This is a genomic window from Vibrio metoecus, from assembly GCF_009665255.1.
Lineage (GTDB): Bacteria > Pseudomonadota > Gammaproteobacteria > Enterobacterales > Vibrionaceae > Vibrio > Vibrio metoecus_B.
In genome coordinates this window covers 1,920,533-1,937,726 of sequence record NZ_CP035686.1, presented here as the reverse complement: position 1 = coordinate 1,937,726, position 17,194 = coordinate 1,920,533, and the positions used below count along the sequence as shown (strand labels likewise).

At 48.9% G+C, this 17,194-nt stretch carries 17 protein-coding genes and 1 pseudogene; 8 read left to right on the top strand and 10 right to left on the bottom strand.

From position 1 onward, the window contains the following. Window positions 1-93: 93 nt before the first annotated feature. Window positions 94-300 (top strand): annotated as a pseudogene (locus EPB59_RS19025) (hypothetical protein). After that, window positions 297-4,190, top strand: a complete 3,894-nt coding sequence (gene purL, locus EPB59_RS08760) for a phosphoribosylformylglycinamidine synthase (protein WP_154172383.1) — start codon at window positions 297-299, stop codon at window positions 4,188-4,190. Before EPB59_RS19025 ends, purL begins: the two are co-directional and overlap by 4 nt. A gap of 100 nt (window positions 4,191-4,290) precedes the next feature. On the opposite strand, the gene EPB59_RS08755 is transcribed toward purL, so the two are convergent. From EPB59_RS08755 to tsaA, 5 genes are all read right to left on the bottom strand, one after another. Then, window positions 4,291-4,482, bottom strand: a complete 192-nt coding sequence (locus EPB59_RS08755; protein ID WP_154172381.1) for a DUF4250 domain-containing protein — start codon at window positions 4,480-4,482, stop codon at window positions 4,291-4,293. A gap of 5 nt (window positions 4,483-4,487) precedes the next feature. Then, window positions 4,488-4,691 carry a YaeP family protein gene (locus tag EPB59_RS08750; protein ID WP_000870111.1) on the bottom strand — a complete coding sequence of 68 codons (204 nt, stop codon included), beginning with the start codon at window positions 4,689-4,691 and terminating at the stop codon, window positions 4,488-4,490. 102 nt (window positions 4,692-4,793) lie between these two features. After that, window positions 4,794-5,438, bottom strand: a complete 645-nt coding sequence (locus tag EPB59_RS08745) for a tellurite resistance TerB family protein (protein WP_154172380.1) — start codon at window positions 5,436-5,438, stop codon at window positions 4,794-4,796. A gap of 242 nt (window positions 5,439-5,680) precedes the next feature. Continuing rightward, window positions 5,681-7,396: a proline--tRNA ligase gene (locus tag EPB59_RS08740; protein WP_154172378.1), complete on the bottom strand. Its 1,716-nt coding sequence runs from the start codon at window positions 7,394-7,396 to the stop codon at window positions 5,681-5,683. A gap of 102 nt (window positions 7,397-7,498) precedes the next feature. After that, window positions 7,499-8,194, bottom strand: coding sequence for a tRNA (N6-threonylcarbamoyladenosine(37)-N6)-methyltransferase TrmO (tsaA, locus tag EPB59_RS08735; RefSeq protein WP_154172376.1), 696 nt, complete (start codon window positions 8,192-8,194; stop codon window positions 7,499-7,501). Window positions 8,195-8,327: 133 nt separating this feature from the next. Here tsaA and EPB59_RS08730 point away from each other — a divergent pair, with 133 nt between their 5' ends. From EPB59_RS08730 to EPB59_RS08720, 3 genes are all read left to right on the top strand, one after another. Next, window positions 8,328-8,585, top strand: coding sequence for a type B 50S ribosomal protein L31 (locus EPB59_RS08730; protein WP_095456962.1), 258 nt, complete (start codon window positions 8,328-8,330; stop codon window positions 8,583-8,585). After that, complete coding sequence (gene ykgO, locus EPB59_RS08725; RefSeq protein ID WP_000866542.1) at window positions 8,582-8,707, top strand: type B 50S ribosomal protein L36; 126 nt, start codon at window positions 8,582-8,584, stop codon at window positions 8,705-8,707. The genes EPB59_RS08730 and ykgO overlap by 4 nt, the downstream gene beginning before the upstream one ends. A 223-nt stretch (window positions 8,708-8,930) precedes the next feature. Further along, on the top strand, window positions 8,931-10,517 hold the full coding sequence (locus EPB59_RS08720; RefSeq protein WP_154172374.1) for an AbgT family transporter: 1,587 nt from the start codon (window positions 8,931-8,933) through the stop codon (window positions 10,515-10,517). Between the two features lie 77 nt (window positions 10,518-10,594). Here the strand turns inward: EPB59_RS08720 and EPB59_RS08715 are convergent, their stop codons facing one another. Continuing rightward, window positions 10,595-11,044, bottom strand: coding sequence for a YaiI/YqxD family protein (locus tag EPB59_RS08715; protein ID WP_055051572.1), 450 nt, complete (start codon window positions 11,042-11,044; stop codon window positions 10,595-10,597). Further along, complete coding sequence (locus tag EPB59_RS08710; protein WP_154172372.1) at window positions 11,041-11,340, bottom strand: hypothetical protein; 300 nt, start codon at window positions 11,338-11,340, stop codon at window positions 11,041-11,043. Before EPB59_RS08710 ends, EPB59_RS08715 begins: the two co-directional genes overlap by 4 nt. Window positions 11,341-12,229: 889 nt before the next feature. Between EPB59_RS08710 and EPB59_RS08705 the strand changes: the two genes are divergently transcribed. Further along, window positions 12,230-12,763 (top strand): GNAT family N-acetyltransferase, encoded by a 534-nt coding sequence (locus tag EPB59_RS08705; protein WP_195706966.1) that lies wholly within the window; start codon window positions 12,230-12,232, stop codon window positions 12,761-12,763. Here EPB59_RS08705 and EPB59_RS08700 read toward each other — a convergent pair. Then, window positions 12,720-13,022: a DUF3301 domain-containing protein gene (locus tag EPB59_RS08700; protein WP_081017813.1), complete on the bottom strand. Its 303-nt coding sequence runs from the start codon at window positions 13,020-13,022 to the stop codon at window positions 12,720-12,722. The two genes, EPB59_RS08705 and EPB59_RS08700, sit on opposite strands and share 44 nt — an antisense overlap. A 3-nt stretch (window positions 13,023-13,025) precedes the next feature. Next, window positions 13,026-14,063, bottom strand: a complete 1,038-nt coding sequence (locus EPB59_RS08695) for a DUF3549 family protein (RefSeq protein WP_154172368.1) — start codon at window positions 14,061-14,063, stop codon at window positions 13,026-13,028. A gap of 88 nt (window positions 14,064-14,151) precedes the next feature. Here EPB59_RS08695 and EPB59_RS08690 point away from each other — a divergent pair, with 88 nt between their 5' ends. Both EPB59_RS08690 and truC read left to right on the top strand, forming a co-directional pair. Beyond that, entirely contained in the window at window positions 14,152-14,463 is a 312-nt protein-coding gene (locus EPB59_RS08690; protein ID WP_154172366.1) for a YqcC family protein, read from the top strand. Beyond that, window positions 14,464-15,198: a tRNA pseudouridine(65) synthase TruC gene (gene truC / locus EPB59_RS08685; protein ID WP_154172364.1), complete on the top strand. Its 735-nt coding sequence runs from the start codon at window positions 14,464-14,466 to the stop codon at window positions 15,196-15,198. Between the two features lie 98 nt (window positions 15,199-15,296). Here the strand turns inward: truC and dxs are convergent, their stop codons facing one another. After that, complete coding sequence (gene dxs, locus EPB59_RS08680; RefSeq protein ID WP_154172362.1) at window positions 15,297-17,177, bottom strand: 1-deoxy-D-xylulose-5-phosphate synthase; 1,881 nt, start codon at window positions 17,175-17,177, stop codon at window positions 15,297-15,299. Window positions 17,178-17,194 lie beyond the last annotated feature (17 nt).

Genomic DNA, 17,194 nt, shown 5'->3' with positions numbered 1-17,194 from the left:
CTCTCATCAAGACAGATGCCTTTATATCAAAGGCGATGGTTTTGGCAAAGTCCTCACTGAGTAAGCTGTCATTTTGCTCGAAGATTTGTGCAAATGGGTCGTAACTCAAAATTAACGAAAAAAATGACGCAAACGGTTGCTTTTGGTGTTACGTCACAAAAAGAAATCCTCTATAATGCGCAGCCATTAGTAGAGGTGAAATCGGCATACATTCAATAAATAGAGTTTAATCTACTGTATTTGAAAGAGTTTATGCCAATTACACCTCAATCAATTGGACATAGAGACCTAAGCACATGAGAATTTTGCGTGGCTCCCCAGCTCTTTCAGAGTTTCGTGTTAACAAGCTCCTGACCGCGTGTCGTGAACTGCAACTGCCTGTAACCGGTATTTACGCCGAGTTTATGCACTTTGCCGATCTCAAGGCGGAGCTCAATCCGCAAGAGTTGGAAAAGCTCGAAAAACTGCTCACTTACGGTCCAACCATTCAAGAACATGAACCGCAAGGTTTATTGTTATTAGTGACCCCGCGTCCCGGAACCATTTCTCCTTGGTCTTCGAAAGCAACGGATATTGCCCATAACTGTGGCCTGCGTGGCATCAAACGCCTTGAGCGCGGTACGGCTTATTATGTTGAAGCAGAAACGGCGTTGACCGCAGCACAAATCGCAACACTTAAGACACTGTTGCACGATCGCATGATGGAAGTGGTGTTCGCAGAACTCACCGATGCGCAGCAACTGTTTAGCGTGGCAGAGCCTGCACCGCTGAGTCAGGTGGATGTGTTGGCTGGTGGTCGTCGTGCGCTTGAAGAGGCAAACGTTTCCCTTGGTCTGGCACTGGCAGAAGATGAAATTGACTATCTGGTTGAGAGCTTCACCAAACTGGGTCGTAATCCTAACGATATTGAACTGATGATGTTTGCACAGGCGAACTCAGAGCACTGCCGTCACAAGATCTTCAATGCAGATTGGACCATTGATGGGGTTAAACAAGATAAATCGCTGTTCAAAATGATCAAAAACACCTTTGAACAGACGCCAGATTATGTGCTTTCGGCTTATAAAGATAATGCCGCGGTAATGACTGGCTCGACTGTTGGCCGTTTCTTCCCTGATTCTGATAGCCGTCAGTACACCTATCACCATGAAGATGCCCACATTCTGATGAAAGTGGAAACGCACAACCACCCAACGGCGATTTCTCCTTGGCCGGGTGCGTCGACAGGTTCAGGCGGTGAAATCCGTGATGAAGGCGCAACGGGTATTGGCGGCAAGCCCAAAGCAGGCTTGGTCGGTTTTACCACATCTAACTTGCGTATTCCCGGCTTTGAACAGCCATGGGAAAGCGATTTTGGTAAGCCAAGCCGCATCGTCAATGCGCTGGATATTATGCTGGAAGGGCCACTCGGCGGCGCGGCGTTCAACAACGAATTTGGTCGCCCGAACCTGCTAGGTTATTTCCGCACTTATGAAGAAAAAGTGACTTCACATGCGGGTGAAGAGGTACGTGGCTACCACAAACCAATCATGATCGCTGGCGGTCTGGGTAATATCCGTGCAGAGCATATTCAGAAGAAAGAGATCCCGGTTGGGGCAAAACTGATCGTACTCGGTGGCCCTGCGATGAACATTGGTCTGGGCGGTGGTGCGGCCTCTTCCATGGCTTCTGGTCAGTCTGCTGAAGATCTGGATTTTGCTTCCGTGCAGCGTGAAAACCCAGAGATGGAGCGCCGCTGTCAGGAAGTGATTGACCGCTGCTGGCAGCTCGGTGACAAAAACCCAATCGCCTTTATCCATGATGTGGGCGCGGGCGGCATCTCTAACGCACTGCCTGAGCTAGTCAATGACGGCGATCGCGGTGGTAAATTCCAACTGCGTAATGTGCCTAATGATGAGCCGGGCATGAGCCCACTGGAAATCTGGTGTAATGAATCGCAAGAGCGTTATGTGTTGGCGGTTGCTGCGGAAGATATGCCGCTGTTTGATGCGATTTGCCAGCGCGAACGCGCACCTTATGCCGTAGTGGGTGAAGCGACCGAAGAGCGCCATTTGACGCTGGAAGACAGCCACTTTGCTAACACGCCAATCGATATGCCAATGGACATTCTGCTGGGCAAGCCGCCTAAGATGCATCGTGATGCGAACACGCTGAAAGTGGCTAGCCCAGCCTTAGAGCGTTCAGGCATTGAGCTTAATGAAGCGGTGGATCGTGTACTGCGTTTACCGGCAGTCGCAGAAAAAACGTTCCTGATCACCATCGGTGACCGCTCAGTGACTGGCTTAGTCGCGCGGGATCAAATGGTCGGTCCATGGCAAGTTCCAGTGGCTAACTGTGCGGTAACGGCCGCGAGTTTTGATTCTTACCACGGCGAAGCCATGTCGATGGGGGAGCGTACCCCAGTTGCGCTGCTGGACTTCGGTGCCTCCGCTCGTTTAGCGGTGGGTGAAGCTATCACGAACATTGCCGCAACCGACATTGGCGAGCTGAAACGCATCAAACTCTCTGCGAACTGGATGTCTCCAGCGGGCCATCCGGGTGAAGATGCCGGTCTGTATGAAGCGGTGAAAGCGGTCGGTGAAGAGCTTTGTCCAGCACTGGGTATCACTATCCCAGTCGGTAAAGATTCGATGTCGATGAAAACCAAGTGGCAGGAAAATGGCGAGCAAAAAGAAGTCACTTCGCCGCTGTCACTCATCATTACCGCTTTCGCACGAGTGGAAGATATTCGCAAGACCATGACTCCACAACTGCGTACTGACCTTGGCGAGACAAGCTTAATCTTGATTGACTTGGGTAATGGTCAAAATCGTCTTGGCGCAACCGCATTGGCGCAAGTGTACAAACAGTTGGGTGATAAGCCGGCTGATGTGGATAACGCGGCGCAGCTCAAAGGCTTTTTTGATGCAGTACAAACGCTGGTGCGTAACGACAAGCTGGTGGCTTACCACGACAAAGGTGACGGCGGTTTATTGGTGACGTTGGCAGAAATGGCTTTCGCGGGTCACTGTGGTATTAAAGCCAATATTGAAACCTTGGGTGATGATGCACTGGCGGCACTGTTCAATGAAGAGCTTGGCGCCGTGGTTCAAGTGAAAAATGATGAGCTGAATGCTGTTCTGGCAACACTTGCCGCCCATGGTTTAGAAGCGTGTGCTCACGTGATTGGTGAAGTAGAAGCATCCGATCGTCTGCTGATCACTTGTGGTGAGGAAGTCTTGATTGAACGCTCTCGTACTGAGCTGCGTACTATCTGGGCGGAAATGACCCATAAGATGCAAGCGCTGCGTGATAACTCGGCGTGTGCCGATCAAGAGTTTGCGGCCAAACAAGATAACCGTGACCCAGGTTTGAATGCGAAGTTAACTTACGATGTGCAAGTCGACGTTGCTGCGCCGTACATCGCCAAAGGTGCGCGTCCGAAAATGGCGATTTTGCGTGAGCAAGGCGTCAACTCACATGTTGAGATGGCGGCAGCGTTTGACCGTGCTGGTTTTGATGCGGTTGATGTGCATATGAGCGACATTCTGACTGGGCAAACCGTGCTCGATGCTTACCAAGGTCTGGTGGCTTGTGGTGGCTTTTCTTACGGTGACGTACTGGGGGCGGGTGAAGGTTGGGCGAAATCGATTCTGTTTAACGCCCAAGCGCGTGAGCAGTTTGAGCAATTCTTCCAACGTAAAGATACTTTCTCACTTGGGGTGTGTAACGGCTGTCAAATGCTGTCTAACCTGCGTGATTTGATCCCGGGCGCAGAACTGTGGCCACGTTTTGTGCGTAACGAGTCGGATCGTTTTGAAGCGCGCTTTAGCTTGGTTGAAGTGCAAAAATCGCCATCGCTGTTCTTTAGCGAGATGGCGGGCTCAAGAATGCCGATTGCGGTTTCTCATGGTGAAGGTCGTGTGGAAGTGCGTGATGCTCAGCATCTGGCGGCAATTGAGCAATCTGGCACTGTAGCGATTCGTTTCGTGGATAACTTTGGTCAGCCAACCCAAGCTTACCCAAGCAACCCGAACGGTTCACCGAATGCGATTACCGGTTTAACCACTCAAGATGGCCGTGTGACGATTATGATGCCGCACCCTGAGCGTGTATTCCGTACCGTCGCCAACTCGTGGCACCCTGATAACTGGGGTGAGAACGGCGCTTGGATGCGTATGTTCCAGAATGCTCGTAAATATTTTGGCTAATTGATTTAAGCTTAAGCACAACAAAAAGCGCAGAGAACCTCTGCGCTTTTTTCGTTTTTTCAGCTCCGATTTGAAAGGGCGCTTTGCGATAACCGTTGATTTAGCGGAATTGGCCGACTTGCGGTAAAAACTCAAAGCCTGCGCTCGCCAGCTTAGCTTCTAACGCGCTGCGATCAATATCGAAATCGTTGACCAGTTTATCCAGATCACCACCAAAGTCGTCACGCAGTTTCATGTTAATGATGCTCATCAGTATGATCGGATCCATAGTGGCAAAATTCGCGAGATTCATGGTTATTAATCCTCAAAATCGGAAATCAGTAAATTCGCCGCCGCAAACGCCGCTTTTTCTCGTGCCGCCAGTGGCAGGGCGGTATCAGCCGCAATCTCGTTTAATGCACGTACAGCGCAGCTGATGGCTTGCGGAATATAGCCTTGATCACCACTACCAATTTGCGCGTAAAGCTCGCGTACCAGTTCGCAACAGTCATAAACTTTCATCAGGGTGTCCTCAAATGATAACTGCTCTCAATATACCTTGAGAGCAGAGAAATACCAAACCTACTACTTGCGCTGGCTCAATGAAGCCTCATGAGTGGTGAATTATTGGCCAGAGACTTGTAAGTTCAGTTGCGCGACCAATTGAGCATCTAAGCCTAGCTGTTTAGCCAGTTCATTGAGATAAGCTTTTTCCATGAAATTTTGCTCGTCGGCAATCAGCAATGACGCCAGATACAGCTCAGCGGCTTGAGCTGGATTTTGCGCAAACCGAGCGATTTCAGCAGGATCCAGTGGTTTGCGCAGCTCTTGTTCAACCAATTGTTGTACTTGGTTATCTGCGCCCAGTTCATCAATCGCTTGTTGGATTCGCGCCATCTCTTGCTCATCGACATGCCCATCCGCTTTTGCGGCGGCAATCATGGCTTTTAAAATGATCAACTCATGGCGAGGATTGCTTTCATCAAAAGGGGTTGGTGCTGTATTGCCTTTTTGATTGGCATTCCAATCGTTGTAGACTTTATAGGCAAGAGCACCGAGCGCCGCTGCCCCACCAACTTTTAAAGCGCTTTTGCCCCATTTTTTGCTCTTTTTAGAACCAAGTAACATGCCCAGCAGACCGCCACCCAAGGCTCCCGCTCCCAAAGTACCGAGTTGGCTTTTATCTTGGCTTAAGGTTTTCAACTGCTCGCTGCCTTTTTTGACAAGGTCTGAGCTCAGTGCTTGGTCGAGTAATGATTTAAGATCCATGGCTTATCTCCTCTGGTTTTGGCTCAGTGTAGATGATGAAAAATGAATCTAATATTAATATCCCCTTCCTTCTTGAAGTTGCAGCGGTGTTGGCCGCGTTCGTTCACCTCAATCACATAGCCTCTCTATGCTCATGGGATGAACTCATTTGCCGCCTACCTGCAAATCCAAGTAGTTTGGGGAAAACTGGCAATAAAAAAGGCTGCCAGAGGGCAGCCTTTGTAAGCGAATGTGACCGAAAATTAGGCCAGTTTGGCTTGGATAAAGTCGATGATCGAGTCCATTGCCACTGCTTCTTTCTCACCTTGACGGCGATTTTTGTATTCGAAGTGGCCTTCGTCCATGCTGCGATCACCAATGATAATGGTGTGTGGCACGCCGATCAGTTCCATATCAGAGAACATCACGCCCGGACGCTCTTTACGATCATCAAACAGCACTTCGATGCCTGCCGCAGTCAACTCTGCGTACAGCTTCTCTGCTGCTTCCTGAACGCGCTCAGATTTGTGCATGTTCATCGGCACAATAGCCACTTGGAAAGGCGCTAGCGCATCTGGCCAGATGATGCCGTAATCGTCATGGTTTTGTTCGATGGCAGCAGCCACTACCCGAGATACACCGATACCGTAGCAACCCATCTCAAGGATGACATTTTTACCGTTTGAATCGAGTACGCCACAGTTCATCTTTTCAGAGTAGTTGGTACCCAATTGGAAGATGTGACCGACTTCAATACCGCGTTTTAGCATCAGAGTACCTTTGCCACATGGGCTTGGATCGCCTTCTACTACGTTACGCAGATCTTCGACTTTGCCGAGTTCAACGTCACGACCCCAGTTGATACCGAAGTAGTGTTTACCGTCGATGTTCGCGCCAGCGCCGAAATCGCTCATCACTGCAACGGTACGGTCAACAATGAATGGCAGTTTCAGACCAACAGGGCCTAATGAACCCGGGCCAGCACCGATCAGCGCGCGAATCTCTTCTTCGTTTGCCATTTCCAGTGGCGATGCTACTTCTGGCAGGTTTTCTGCTTTGATTTCGTTTAGTTCGTGATCACCACGGATGATCAGCGCAACGATAGGTGCATCAATCGCATCAGAGGCTTTCACAAACAGGGTCTTTACGGTTTTTTCGATAGGCAGACCGTGTTGCTCAACCAATTCCGCGATGGTTTTCGCGTTTGGTGTATCCACCAGCGTCATTTCCTGAGTTGGCGCAGCAGCTTCAGTCGCAGGTGCCAGTGCTTCTGCTTTTTCGATGTTCGCTGCGTAGTCTGATTCGGTTGAGAATACAATCAGATCTTCGCCGCTTTCTGCCAGAACGTGGAACTCTTGTGAACCGTTACCACCAATCGCACCGCTGTCTGCCAGCACTGGACGGTAATCCAGCCCCATACGATCGAAAGCTTTGCAGTAAGCTGCGTGCATCGCATCATAAGATTTTTGCAGGCCGTCTTTATCGATGTCGAAGCTGTAAGCATCCATCATTGAGAATTCACGCGCACGCATCACCCCAAAACGTGGACGACGCTCATCGCGGAATTTGGTTTGGATTTGGTACAGGTTCAGTGGCAGTTGCTTGTAAGAGTTCACTTCGTTACGCACGAGCGCTGTGATCACTTCTTCTGCGGTTGGGCTTAATACAAACGGACGCTCATGGCGGTCAGTAAAGCGCAGTAGCTCAGGTCCCATTTTTTCAGAACGACCAGTCTCTTCCCACAATTCAAACGGCTGTACCACCGGCATCAAGGTTTCGATTGCACCAGCATTGTCGATCTCTTGGCGAACGATGGTTTCGACTTTACGCAGTACACGCAGACCAGTAGGCAGCCAAGTATAAAGACCTGAAGCCAGCTTACGGATCATACCTGCACGTAACATGAGCTTATGGCTCACGACTTCTGCGTCGTTTGGAGTCTCCTTCAAAGTAGAAAGAAGATATTTACTGGTACGCATTCTATGGTATCCGTTTTATCAAAGTTTAAGGGATCGCTTTATTTATAGGAGTAACGTTATAAAGCGAATTTGGGCGCTAATAATATCAGCCAAATGGTTTTGTCAAAAGGGTTCAATTGCGTTGACAACGATTGCATCATCGCGAACGCTAAATTTCACGTTCCAATCGTACAAATTCACCGCATACAGCTTGTCGTCAGCGCGGTTTTTTTTGTAAGCCGGGCGCGGATCTTGCGCTAACACTTCGCTGATCACCGCACTACGAATTTCACCTTCAGGATGTGTTTTGAGTATTTGCAGCGCGGCATCACTGAAGGTAACCGCCATGCGTTGTGGCTCTTGCTCGGCATAGCCACCTTGCGCGTCGGTAATGGAATCGGAGTAGGGGATATAAGGCTTGATATCAATGATCGGTGTGCCATTGACCAAGTCGACGCTACCGAGTTCGAGATAATATTGATCGCCCTCTTTGCTCACACCACGCAATTCAACCGCGGACATGCCGATGCCATTAGGCCGAAAGGTGGCACGTGAAGCGAAAACACCCACTCGTTCATTCCCACCGAGACGAGGTGGGCGCACGGTGGGTTTCCAACCTGCGGCGAGGTTTTGGTCGAACAAAAATAGCAGCCAGACATGGCTAAATTGCTCAATACCGCGAATGGCCTCTGCACAGTTACATTCCCCCAACAGTTTGATTCGAGCAGTGGCGCTCGGCACTAAACGAGGCTGTCGTGGTACCGCAAATTTCTCTTGGTACGGACTTTCAATAATGGCAACAGGTTCAATGGGATACATGTTTTCTATCTGTGAGCATGGGTATTGAGAGCGCAAAAATAGCATAGCTCGGCGTAAAAATCGCTTGCAAATCACCTTGAGAATAATTATTAATTAATATGTTATAACATAACAATTGAGGTTAAGTTTTAAGATGAAAGCAGGCATTCATCCTGACTATCGTAAAGTGGTGTTCCACGATACGAGCGTTGATCACTACTTTGTGGTTGGTTCTACTTTGCAAACCGATCGCACCATTGAGTGGGAAGGTAAAACCTATCCCTATATCACTGTTGAAGTTTCTTCAGAGTCTCATCCGTTTTATACCGGTAAACAGCGCGTGGTACAGAAAGAAGGCCGCGTTGCTAACTTTACTCGCCGTTTTGGCCAGTTTGCTAAGGAACCCAAATGAAAGTACTCAGTTCACTAAAAAGCGCAAAAAATCGTCATCCAGATTGCCAAATCGTCAAACGCCGTGGCCGTTTGTATGTGATCTGCAAATCTAACCCTCGTTTTAAAGCAGTTCAGCGTTAATTGATTGTTGGATAAACGATTCGTAGCGAGATATTTTTCTAACCAGATGCTTGTTCATTGATATGATCATCTGGTTATTTTTTAAGTTTTGGATAAATATTGTTCGATTAGACAGATTTTGTAACATCTTTGCTTTTTAATTTACCTTTCTCGTCGAGTACTCTGCGCGCGCTTTTGACATTTGTGTCACAAATGCATAGGAATCAAGACAAGGAGGGAACAGATGAGTTCATCTGCTTCAATAAATCAAAATGCACCAAAGAAACCTTTAATCACCCGTTTTCTTGATGGTGTCGAATATTTGGGGAATCTATTACCCCATCCCATCACTTTATTTGCCATTTTCTGTGTTGTACTACTGGTTGCTTCGGGTATCGCAGGATACTTCGAACTTTCGGTGGTTGACCCGCGTCCGGAAGGCGCGAAAGGCCGCTCTGCAGATGGCATGATCTACGTTGTCAGCTTACTCAATGCCGATGGATTAGAGCTGATCGTAACCAACTTAGTGAAGAACTTTGTTGGCTTTGCGCCGTTAGGCACCGTATTGGTCGCTATGCTGGGTGTGGCGATTGCTGAGCACTCTGGTTTGCTCTCCGCAGCGATGCGTGGTCTGGTGATGGGCGCTTCACAGCGCATGGTCACCTTCACGGTCGTGTTTGCCGGTATTATCTCTAACACCGCGTCTGAATTAGGCTACGTCGTACTCATTCCACTGGCTGCGATGTTGTTCCATTCGTTAGGACGTCACCCATTAGCGGGTCTGGCTGCTGCGTTTGCGGGTGTTTCCGGTGGTTACTCGGCGAACTTGCTGATTGGTACGGTGGATCCGCTACTATCGGGCATTACTGAAACTGCTGCTCGTATGATTGACCCAACCTATAGTGTTGGTCCTGAAGTCAACTGGTACTTTATGGCTGCATCTACCTTTGTGATTGCAATTTTAGGTGCTTTCGTTACTGAAAAAATCGTTGAGCCAAAACTGGGTAAATACGATGTGGCAGAAGCCAGTGACGATCTCAGCCAAGACAAAATGGGCGTTTTAACGTCACTTGAAAAAAAAGCATTAGCTTATGCCGGTATTGCGATATTGGTTGTGAGCGGTCTGCTGGCTTGGACGATTGTACCTACCGATGGCATTTTGCGTGGTGCAGATGGTCAAGTTTCCGGTTCGCCTTTCTTAAAGAGTATCGTCGCATTTATTTTCGTGTTTTTTGCTATCCCAGGTTATGTGTATGGCCGTGTGGTAGGTACGATGAAAACCGATCGTGATGTGATCAACGCTATGTCCAAATCCATGTCTTCAATGGGCGTGTACATTGTACTGGTCTTCTTTGCAGCACAGTTTGTGGCTTTCTTTAACTGGACTAAGTTTGGCCAAGTGCTGGCGGTATTAGGCGCCGATTTCCTGAAAGACATCGGACTGACTGGCCCAATGCTGTTCTTCGCCTTCATTTTGATGTGTGGTTACATCAACCTGATGATTGGCTCTGCCTCTGCGCAATGGGCAGTCACCGCGCCAATTTTCGTCCCTATGCTGATGCTGGTGGGCTATGCCCCTGAGGTGATCCAAGCGGCCTATCGTATCGGTGACTCGGTCACTAACATTATCACCCCGATGATGAGCTATTTCGGTTTAATTTTAGCGGTAGCTACCCGCTATATGAAAAACCTCGGTATCGGTACACTGATCGCAACCATGTTGCCATATTCAGTGGTGTTTATGGTGGGTTGGAGCTTACTGTTCTACGTGTGGGTATTTGTGTTAGGTCTGCCGGTTGGCCCTGGCGCAGCCACGTACTACACACCATAGAGTTTTCTCTGAATACGAAAAAGCCTGCGAATATCGCAGGCTTTTTTTATCGCGCATGGTTTCGGGCTGTGGAGGAATTAAGCGGATCGCTTAGCCAAAATCCGATCCAGATGATTGGCAAATTCTCGGCGTTCGGTCTGCGAAAGCGCGGCAGGGCCACCAGTTTGAATACCGCTGGCGCGCATGGTATCCATAAAATCGCGAATATTCAGGCGCGCTTTGATGGTCTCTTTGGTGTAGAGCTCTCCACGGGGATTCAATGCTAAACCGCCTTTGCTGATCACTTCATCGGCAAGAGGAATATCCGCGGTGATCACTAAATCACCCACTTCAGTGCGTCTTACGATTTCGTTATCGGCAATATCAAACCCAGAAGAGACTTGCAGCGCGCGAATGTTGTCGCGTTTGGGGAGTGGGATTAAGTGGTTCGCCACAAAGGTACACACCACACCAGTGCGTTCAGCGGCGCGGATCAGCGTTTCACGGATCACTTTCGGACACGCATCGGCATCGACCCAAATTTTCATCGTTGAGTTCCTTTAGTCGTGGTTTCGAGTGCTTCAATACGTGCTGTGAGCTGTAAAATTGTTTGTTCTAACATTTCAATGCGTTGCTCAAGGTGGTTGCTGGTATTGGCGGTGGCGACTTCCACCTTAGGGATACGCTGAGTGCTTTTCCAGCTTTTAATGGTGGCAATAATCGCAGGCATAGGTACAGGCGTTTTTAAGCGAGCTTTGACTAGCGCGACGCTAGGCTCTTTGCCTTGCTGGCTGAGGCTATTGAGGATCTCTTCTAGCTCTTGAGATACGTCTTTGGTCAGCATAATCGTTCCTTTTTCGGGTTTGTCGCCATCTTACTGAGAAAGTCTCACGAGCAAAAGGGGCAATGGTTTGTAAGAGATCGCTTACATCTTGTGTAAGCCAAGGCAGTGAATTGATGCGGGAATAACGATGTAATCGATTTATCATTTTGAAATTTAAAGATATTTTATATTCTTAATCTGCTCTGTTCTATCTGAATTCTCTTAGTGGCTTGTACGAAAAAGCAAAACGGGTAAATTATCTCTTGTCGAAGGAAATGACCTAGGAACTGTGATTCTCAGGATGAGAAGTGGTGAGGATGACCACAAGCAGGAAGCCGGACACGCATAAGGAATGCGTTAGCCCACAGCGACGTGAGCTGCAAGGAAGACTAGGACACTCTAAGGATGTGAGAGGGAACACCATCAGGATGATGGCAAGGACACCGCTCAAGGAACAAGTGATGATCGCTGAATAGGATAATTTAGCATCAGGAAGAATAGGACACCGCTAGGACGGCGATGCTCGGAGTTCGCTGAAAGGATCAGCGAGTTAAGGATGATGCATGGAGCACGCTTAAGTAGCTGGATGCTGCGAGTAAGATTAAGCCCCGACATACTGTGTCGGGGCTTTCCTTAATCTTATTATCTCTCGCAACTGAAATAACCATTGCCAATTTGTCACTGTGCTTGAATATTTCAGGCTATAGAGCCCGCGCGCACTAAGCTTAATAAAATGAGCGCATAACGGGTTCGGTACACCATTAAAATAACAACGTCAGCGGCTTTACCTTCCATCTCTCAATTGCTGGGATGAAAGGTACCTGATCAAGGTCAGGTGAAATAAATAGCGCCTTTCTGTTTCGGAAAGGCGCTTTTTCCGTTTGATTGATCTTCTGTACAAGGAATGTCCGTGACCATCGCGACGCGCAGAACGCTACTTATCCCTTACACCGAGGCGCTAGAGTCTGATTTTTTGGTGCTGAATTATTGTGCTAAAAACCGTGCTCAGATGAATGGGCCAACTACAGTAGCCGCGGCAAAGCAGCTGTTCCAACGGGTGTTGCACGATGCTTCTTTGTACGCCATGGCGGTGCTCGATAACTATAACCGCGAGTATATGGGGCATGTGTTTATCGAATTTGAAAGTGAAGGGCGCGCAGAACTTGGCTTCTTATTTGATAAAGCGTATTGGGGGCAGGGATTGGCTAGTGAAGCATTAAATGCTTTCTTTCCCATTATTTGCCAGCGTTTCAGCTTGCAGCTCGTGGTTGCCACAATTAAGGCTCAACATGACGCCGCGCGTACTCTTTTGCAAAAATTAGGCTTTGAACACAGCGCGGACCTCGATGAATTCTACGGCCCTTGTAGTCAGTTCGTATGGATGGCTGTGGCAGAATGCGCTACCCCATCCGATGTGGTGGCAGAGCAAAACGTACCGCTCTAAATCCCTGCATTTCTAACTTGCCTTGATAACAATCATCTCCGAGAGATGAAAACTCAAACAGATAAATCGTATGCCAGCGCCAGCTTCCCGAGGGAGTTCTCACTTTATGCTGGCCGAATGCCACGTTGAGCAGTTGCAAATCAAGCTGATCGCAGTGGCGTTGAATCGCTTGTTTAGCGATTTCGGCTTGATGGCGCTGCTGCCAAAACAGAAATCCGGCAAAACAGAGCGCCAGTATCAAGAGTAAATCGCCAATCATGGTTTATCCTCGCGTCATCTGTTGCAACTGTTCCAGTGCGTATGCCAACTCCGGTGAGGGGCTAGCATGCAGCAAAGGCAGCATCACTCCACGCAGCGCAGGTAACATAACCACATCCGCAAAGAGCTGGTTAAATAACGCTTGATTTTGAGTTTGCGCTAAACGGATCAAGAAACGTTGTGCACGTCCTGAATCCTGTAAGCTCATCCAACTGCGTCCCGCAAGTGCAATTAACACTTCTTGGTGGCAAAGTGCTGGCGAGGCGAGAATGACATCACAAGTGGCATCAAGTAACTCTGAAGGCGCACCAGCCAAGGCACGCACTAAGGCCGCGAGTAAAAACAGATCCGGATCGCTCGCTTTCACTTCAGCTTGAGCGAGTTCACTTAAGCGTTCCGCGAGTTTTTCCGGTAAGGTGACATGCTCTAATGCCCCGAGCACAGCGTAGAGTGGTTGCGCGGGTAAATGAGTCAGGGCTTTACGGAGCAATACGCCATTTTGCTCTTGCTCTAAACGGGCACAAATATCGGTAATACCTTGTAATCCTACGGTGTGCCACTTGTCCCAGCCCAAGCCTCCAGAGAAATAGTGCTGAGCATGTTCGTAATATTGGCTGCATGATAGGCCAAGCTGTGCGCGGATCTGGCTATGCAGCATCGCGAGTTTGTCTTCACTGGGTTTGAAAGTATAGGGATTGCTCGCAAGCTTCTGTTGCTGTTCTTCAGTCAACGATTGATTGAGTCGGCTGCCCATCGCTTCGAGCAGATATTGAATAAATTGCCCCACATCGGCTTGTTGCAATAGGCCACGTTCATCCAAAGCAAATTTCAGCATCCAGATCCAAGGCTGATGCTGCTCATTCCAATAAGCGATAGCGAATTGCGCATGGCGCTGTACTGGGAAAGGGTAGGCTTGCTGGCCTAATTCTACTTGAGCAAATTGGCGGCTATCCATCGGTTGCACGCGACGCCCGAGATCAAAAATTTGGTACTGGCAGCCGCTATTTTGCAGCAGAGCCGTAAGGGTATGAATGGTATCCATGCGGAAATTGATCCTAACTTTCTTTCTCCAATAAATGGTACTCTATGGCACTTTTTCAAGGTCAACGTAGAAATAAACCGGACGAATTATGCTGTTCAACTCCACATTGGTGAAGTTACTCGATGAATTAGAGTCTACATTGCGTGCTGCGCAATTGTGGCAAGCAACGCCTCCAACACCGAACGCGCTCGCGAGCCAAGAGCCGTTTGCGGTAGATACTCTTTTACCCCATGAGTGGCTGCAGTGGATTTTTCTGCCCAAGATGAAACAGGCGATCGCCCAAAATACGGTACCGCGTGGTTTTGCGTTGGAGCCTTATTTTTCTGAAGTGTGGAAAACACAACCCCATCACCAAGCAGTAATCACGGTGATCCTGCAAATCGACAAGGCGTGCCAATAGATGTTAGAGATTGTTTATCAAGATGAATATTTGGTGGCGGTCAATAAACCCGCAGGCATGTTGGTACATCGTTCATGGTTAGACAAACATGAAACCCAGTTTGTGATGCAAACCCTGCGCGATCAAATTGGTCAGCACGTTTTTCCCTTGCATCGTTTGGATCGCCCGACATCTGGCGTGTTGGTGTTTGCGCTCTCTAGCCAAATCGCTTCTGAAGTGATGCCGATGTTCGCCAATCATGAAATGGAGAAAACCTATCACGCGATTGTGCGCGGCTGGATTGAAGAAGCGGATGTGCTCGATTACCCACTCAAAGAGGAGCTGGACAAAATCGCCGATAAGTTTGCCAAGCAAGATAAAGAAGCGCAGTCGGCGATTACGGCTTATCGCCCGCTGGCCAAAGTGGAACTGCCCATTTCGACTGGAAAGTTTGCCACGACGCGTTACTGCTTGATGGAGATGCAACCTAAGACTGGGCGTAAACATCAGCTGCGTCGTCATATGGCGCATCTGCGTCACCCGATTGTGGGTGATACCACCCATGGCGATGGAGTTCATAACCGACTGTTTCGTGAACACTTTTCCGCGCAACGCTTGATGCTGCATGCCAGCGAGTTACGTTTTATTCATCCTTATACTCAGCAACCGTTAGTGATTCGCGCTGGACTAGATGAAGTGTGGCAAGGCTTGCTTAGTGAGTTTGGTTGGCAAGAGTCGCTGTTAATCAACGCTTGATGATTTTCTCAATCAGCCCAATAAAAAAGCCTTCATTACGAAGGCTTTTTCTCGTTCTGATTTCTACCTAAGCGGCTTAAAGCGGCTGATGGAAAGTGCTATTTGGCCAGATAGTTGCGGATAGCACACTCGATACCTGCCGCATCTAACCCAAGCTCTGCATGCATCTCTTCTTGAGTGCCTTGCACAATAAATTGATCAGGTAGCCCCAGATTGAGGACTGGCTTAATGAGTTTCTCTTTCATCATAAACTCAATCACACCCGCACCCGCACCACCGGCAATCGCGTTTTCTTCCAATGTCACCAGTACATCATGAGTTTGGGCGAGTTGCTTGATGAGCGTTTCATCCAGTGGTTTCACAAAGCGCATATCGGCCACGGTCGCATTGAGTTTCTCTGCCGCTTCTAAAGCGTTAGGTAGCAGAGTACCGAAACTCAAAATCGCGACTTTTTCACCAGTGTTGGCGGTGTTTTCACGCATTAAGCGGCCTTTGCCAATTTCCAAGGCTGTAAAGTCACTTTCTAAGGCAACGCCCATACCATTACCGCGAGGGTAACGTACCGCGCTCGGACCTTGATGTTGATGGCCTGTGTAAAGCATTTGGCGGCACTCATTTTCATCCGCCGGAGCCATGATCAGCATGTTGGGAATGCAGCGCATAAAGCTTAAATCAAACGCACCTTGGTGTGTTTGACCATCAGCGCCGACAATACCCGCGCGGTCGATAGCAAACATCACCGGTAGGTTCATGATGGCCACATCGTGGATCAGTTGATCGTAACCCCGTTGCAAGAAGGTGGAGTAAATCGCCACAACCGGGTGATAACCCGCAATCGCCATGCCTGTTGCCAGTGTTACTGCGTGTTGCTCGGCAATGGCCACATCAAAGTATTGGCTTGGGTACTCTTTGGAGAAGCGTACCATGCCTGAGCCTTCACGCATGGCTGGCGTAATCGCCATTAATTTCGGATCTTGCGCGGCCATATCACACAGGAAATCGCCGAAAATTTTTGAGAAAGTCGGCTGTGTGCTGGTACTTTTGGGCAAGCTGTGTTGGCTTGGGTCAAATTTAGGTACGCCATGATAACCAATCGGATCTTTCTCCGCTGGCGCATAGCCTTTACCTTTTTTGGTCATCACGTGGAGGAACTGTGGCCCTTTTAGCTCACGCATGTTTTTCAGGGTTTTGATCAGATCCAAAACGTCATGGCCATCCACTGGGCCAATGTAGTTAAAGCCGAGCTCTTCAAACAGCGTGCCGGGTACTACCATGCCTTTGAGGTGTTCTTCGGTGCGACGAACCAACTCTTTGATTGGTGGAATGCCAGAGAGCACTTTTTTGCCACCTTCACGAATCGAAGTGTACAGGCTGCCAGATAAGACTTGCGCCAAGTGATTATTGAGTGCACCCACGTTCTCAGAGATCGACATTTCATTATCGTTGAGAATCACCAACATATCCGGGTGAACATCCCCCGCGTGGTTCATGGCTTCAAACGCCATGCCAGCGGTAATCGCACCATCGCCAATCACACTCACCACTTTACGGTCTTTGCCTTCTTTGCCCGCACAGATCGCCATGCCTAGCGCGGCACTGATCGAGGTCGAAGAATGGCCGACAGAGAGTGTGTCGTATTCGCTCTCTTCACGCCAAGGGAAAGGGTGTAACCCATCTTTCTGGCGAATGGTGGGCATTTGATCACGACGACCGGTGAGAATTTTGTGTGGGTAAGCTTGATGGCCTACATCCCAAATCAGATGGTCGAAAGGAGTATGGTAGACGTAATGCAGCGCAACCGTTAGCTCAACGGTGCCTAAGCCTGAAGCGAGATGCCCACTGGATTGACTCACCGAGTTGAGCAAATAGGTTCGTAATTCGTCACACAGTGTTGGCAGCACTTCTTTTGGCAGGCTGCGCAGCTCGTCGGGGGTGTTCGCCAGAGCCAGTGTTGGGTATTTTGAAATATCAAGAGTCATAAGTATGCGCGCTTATT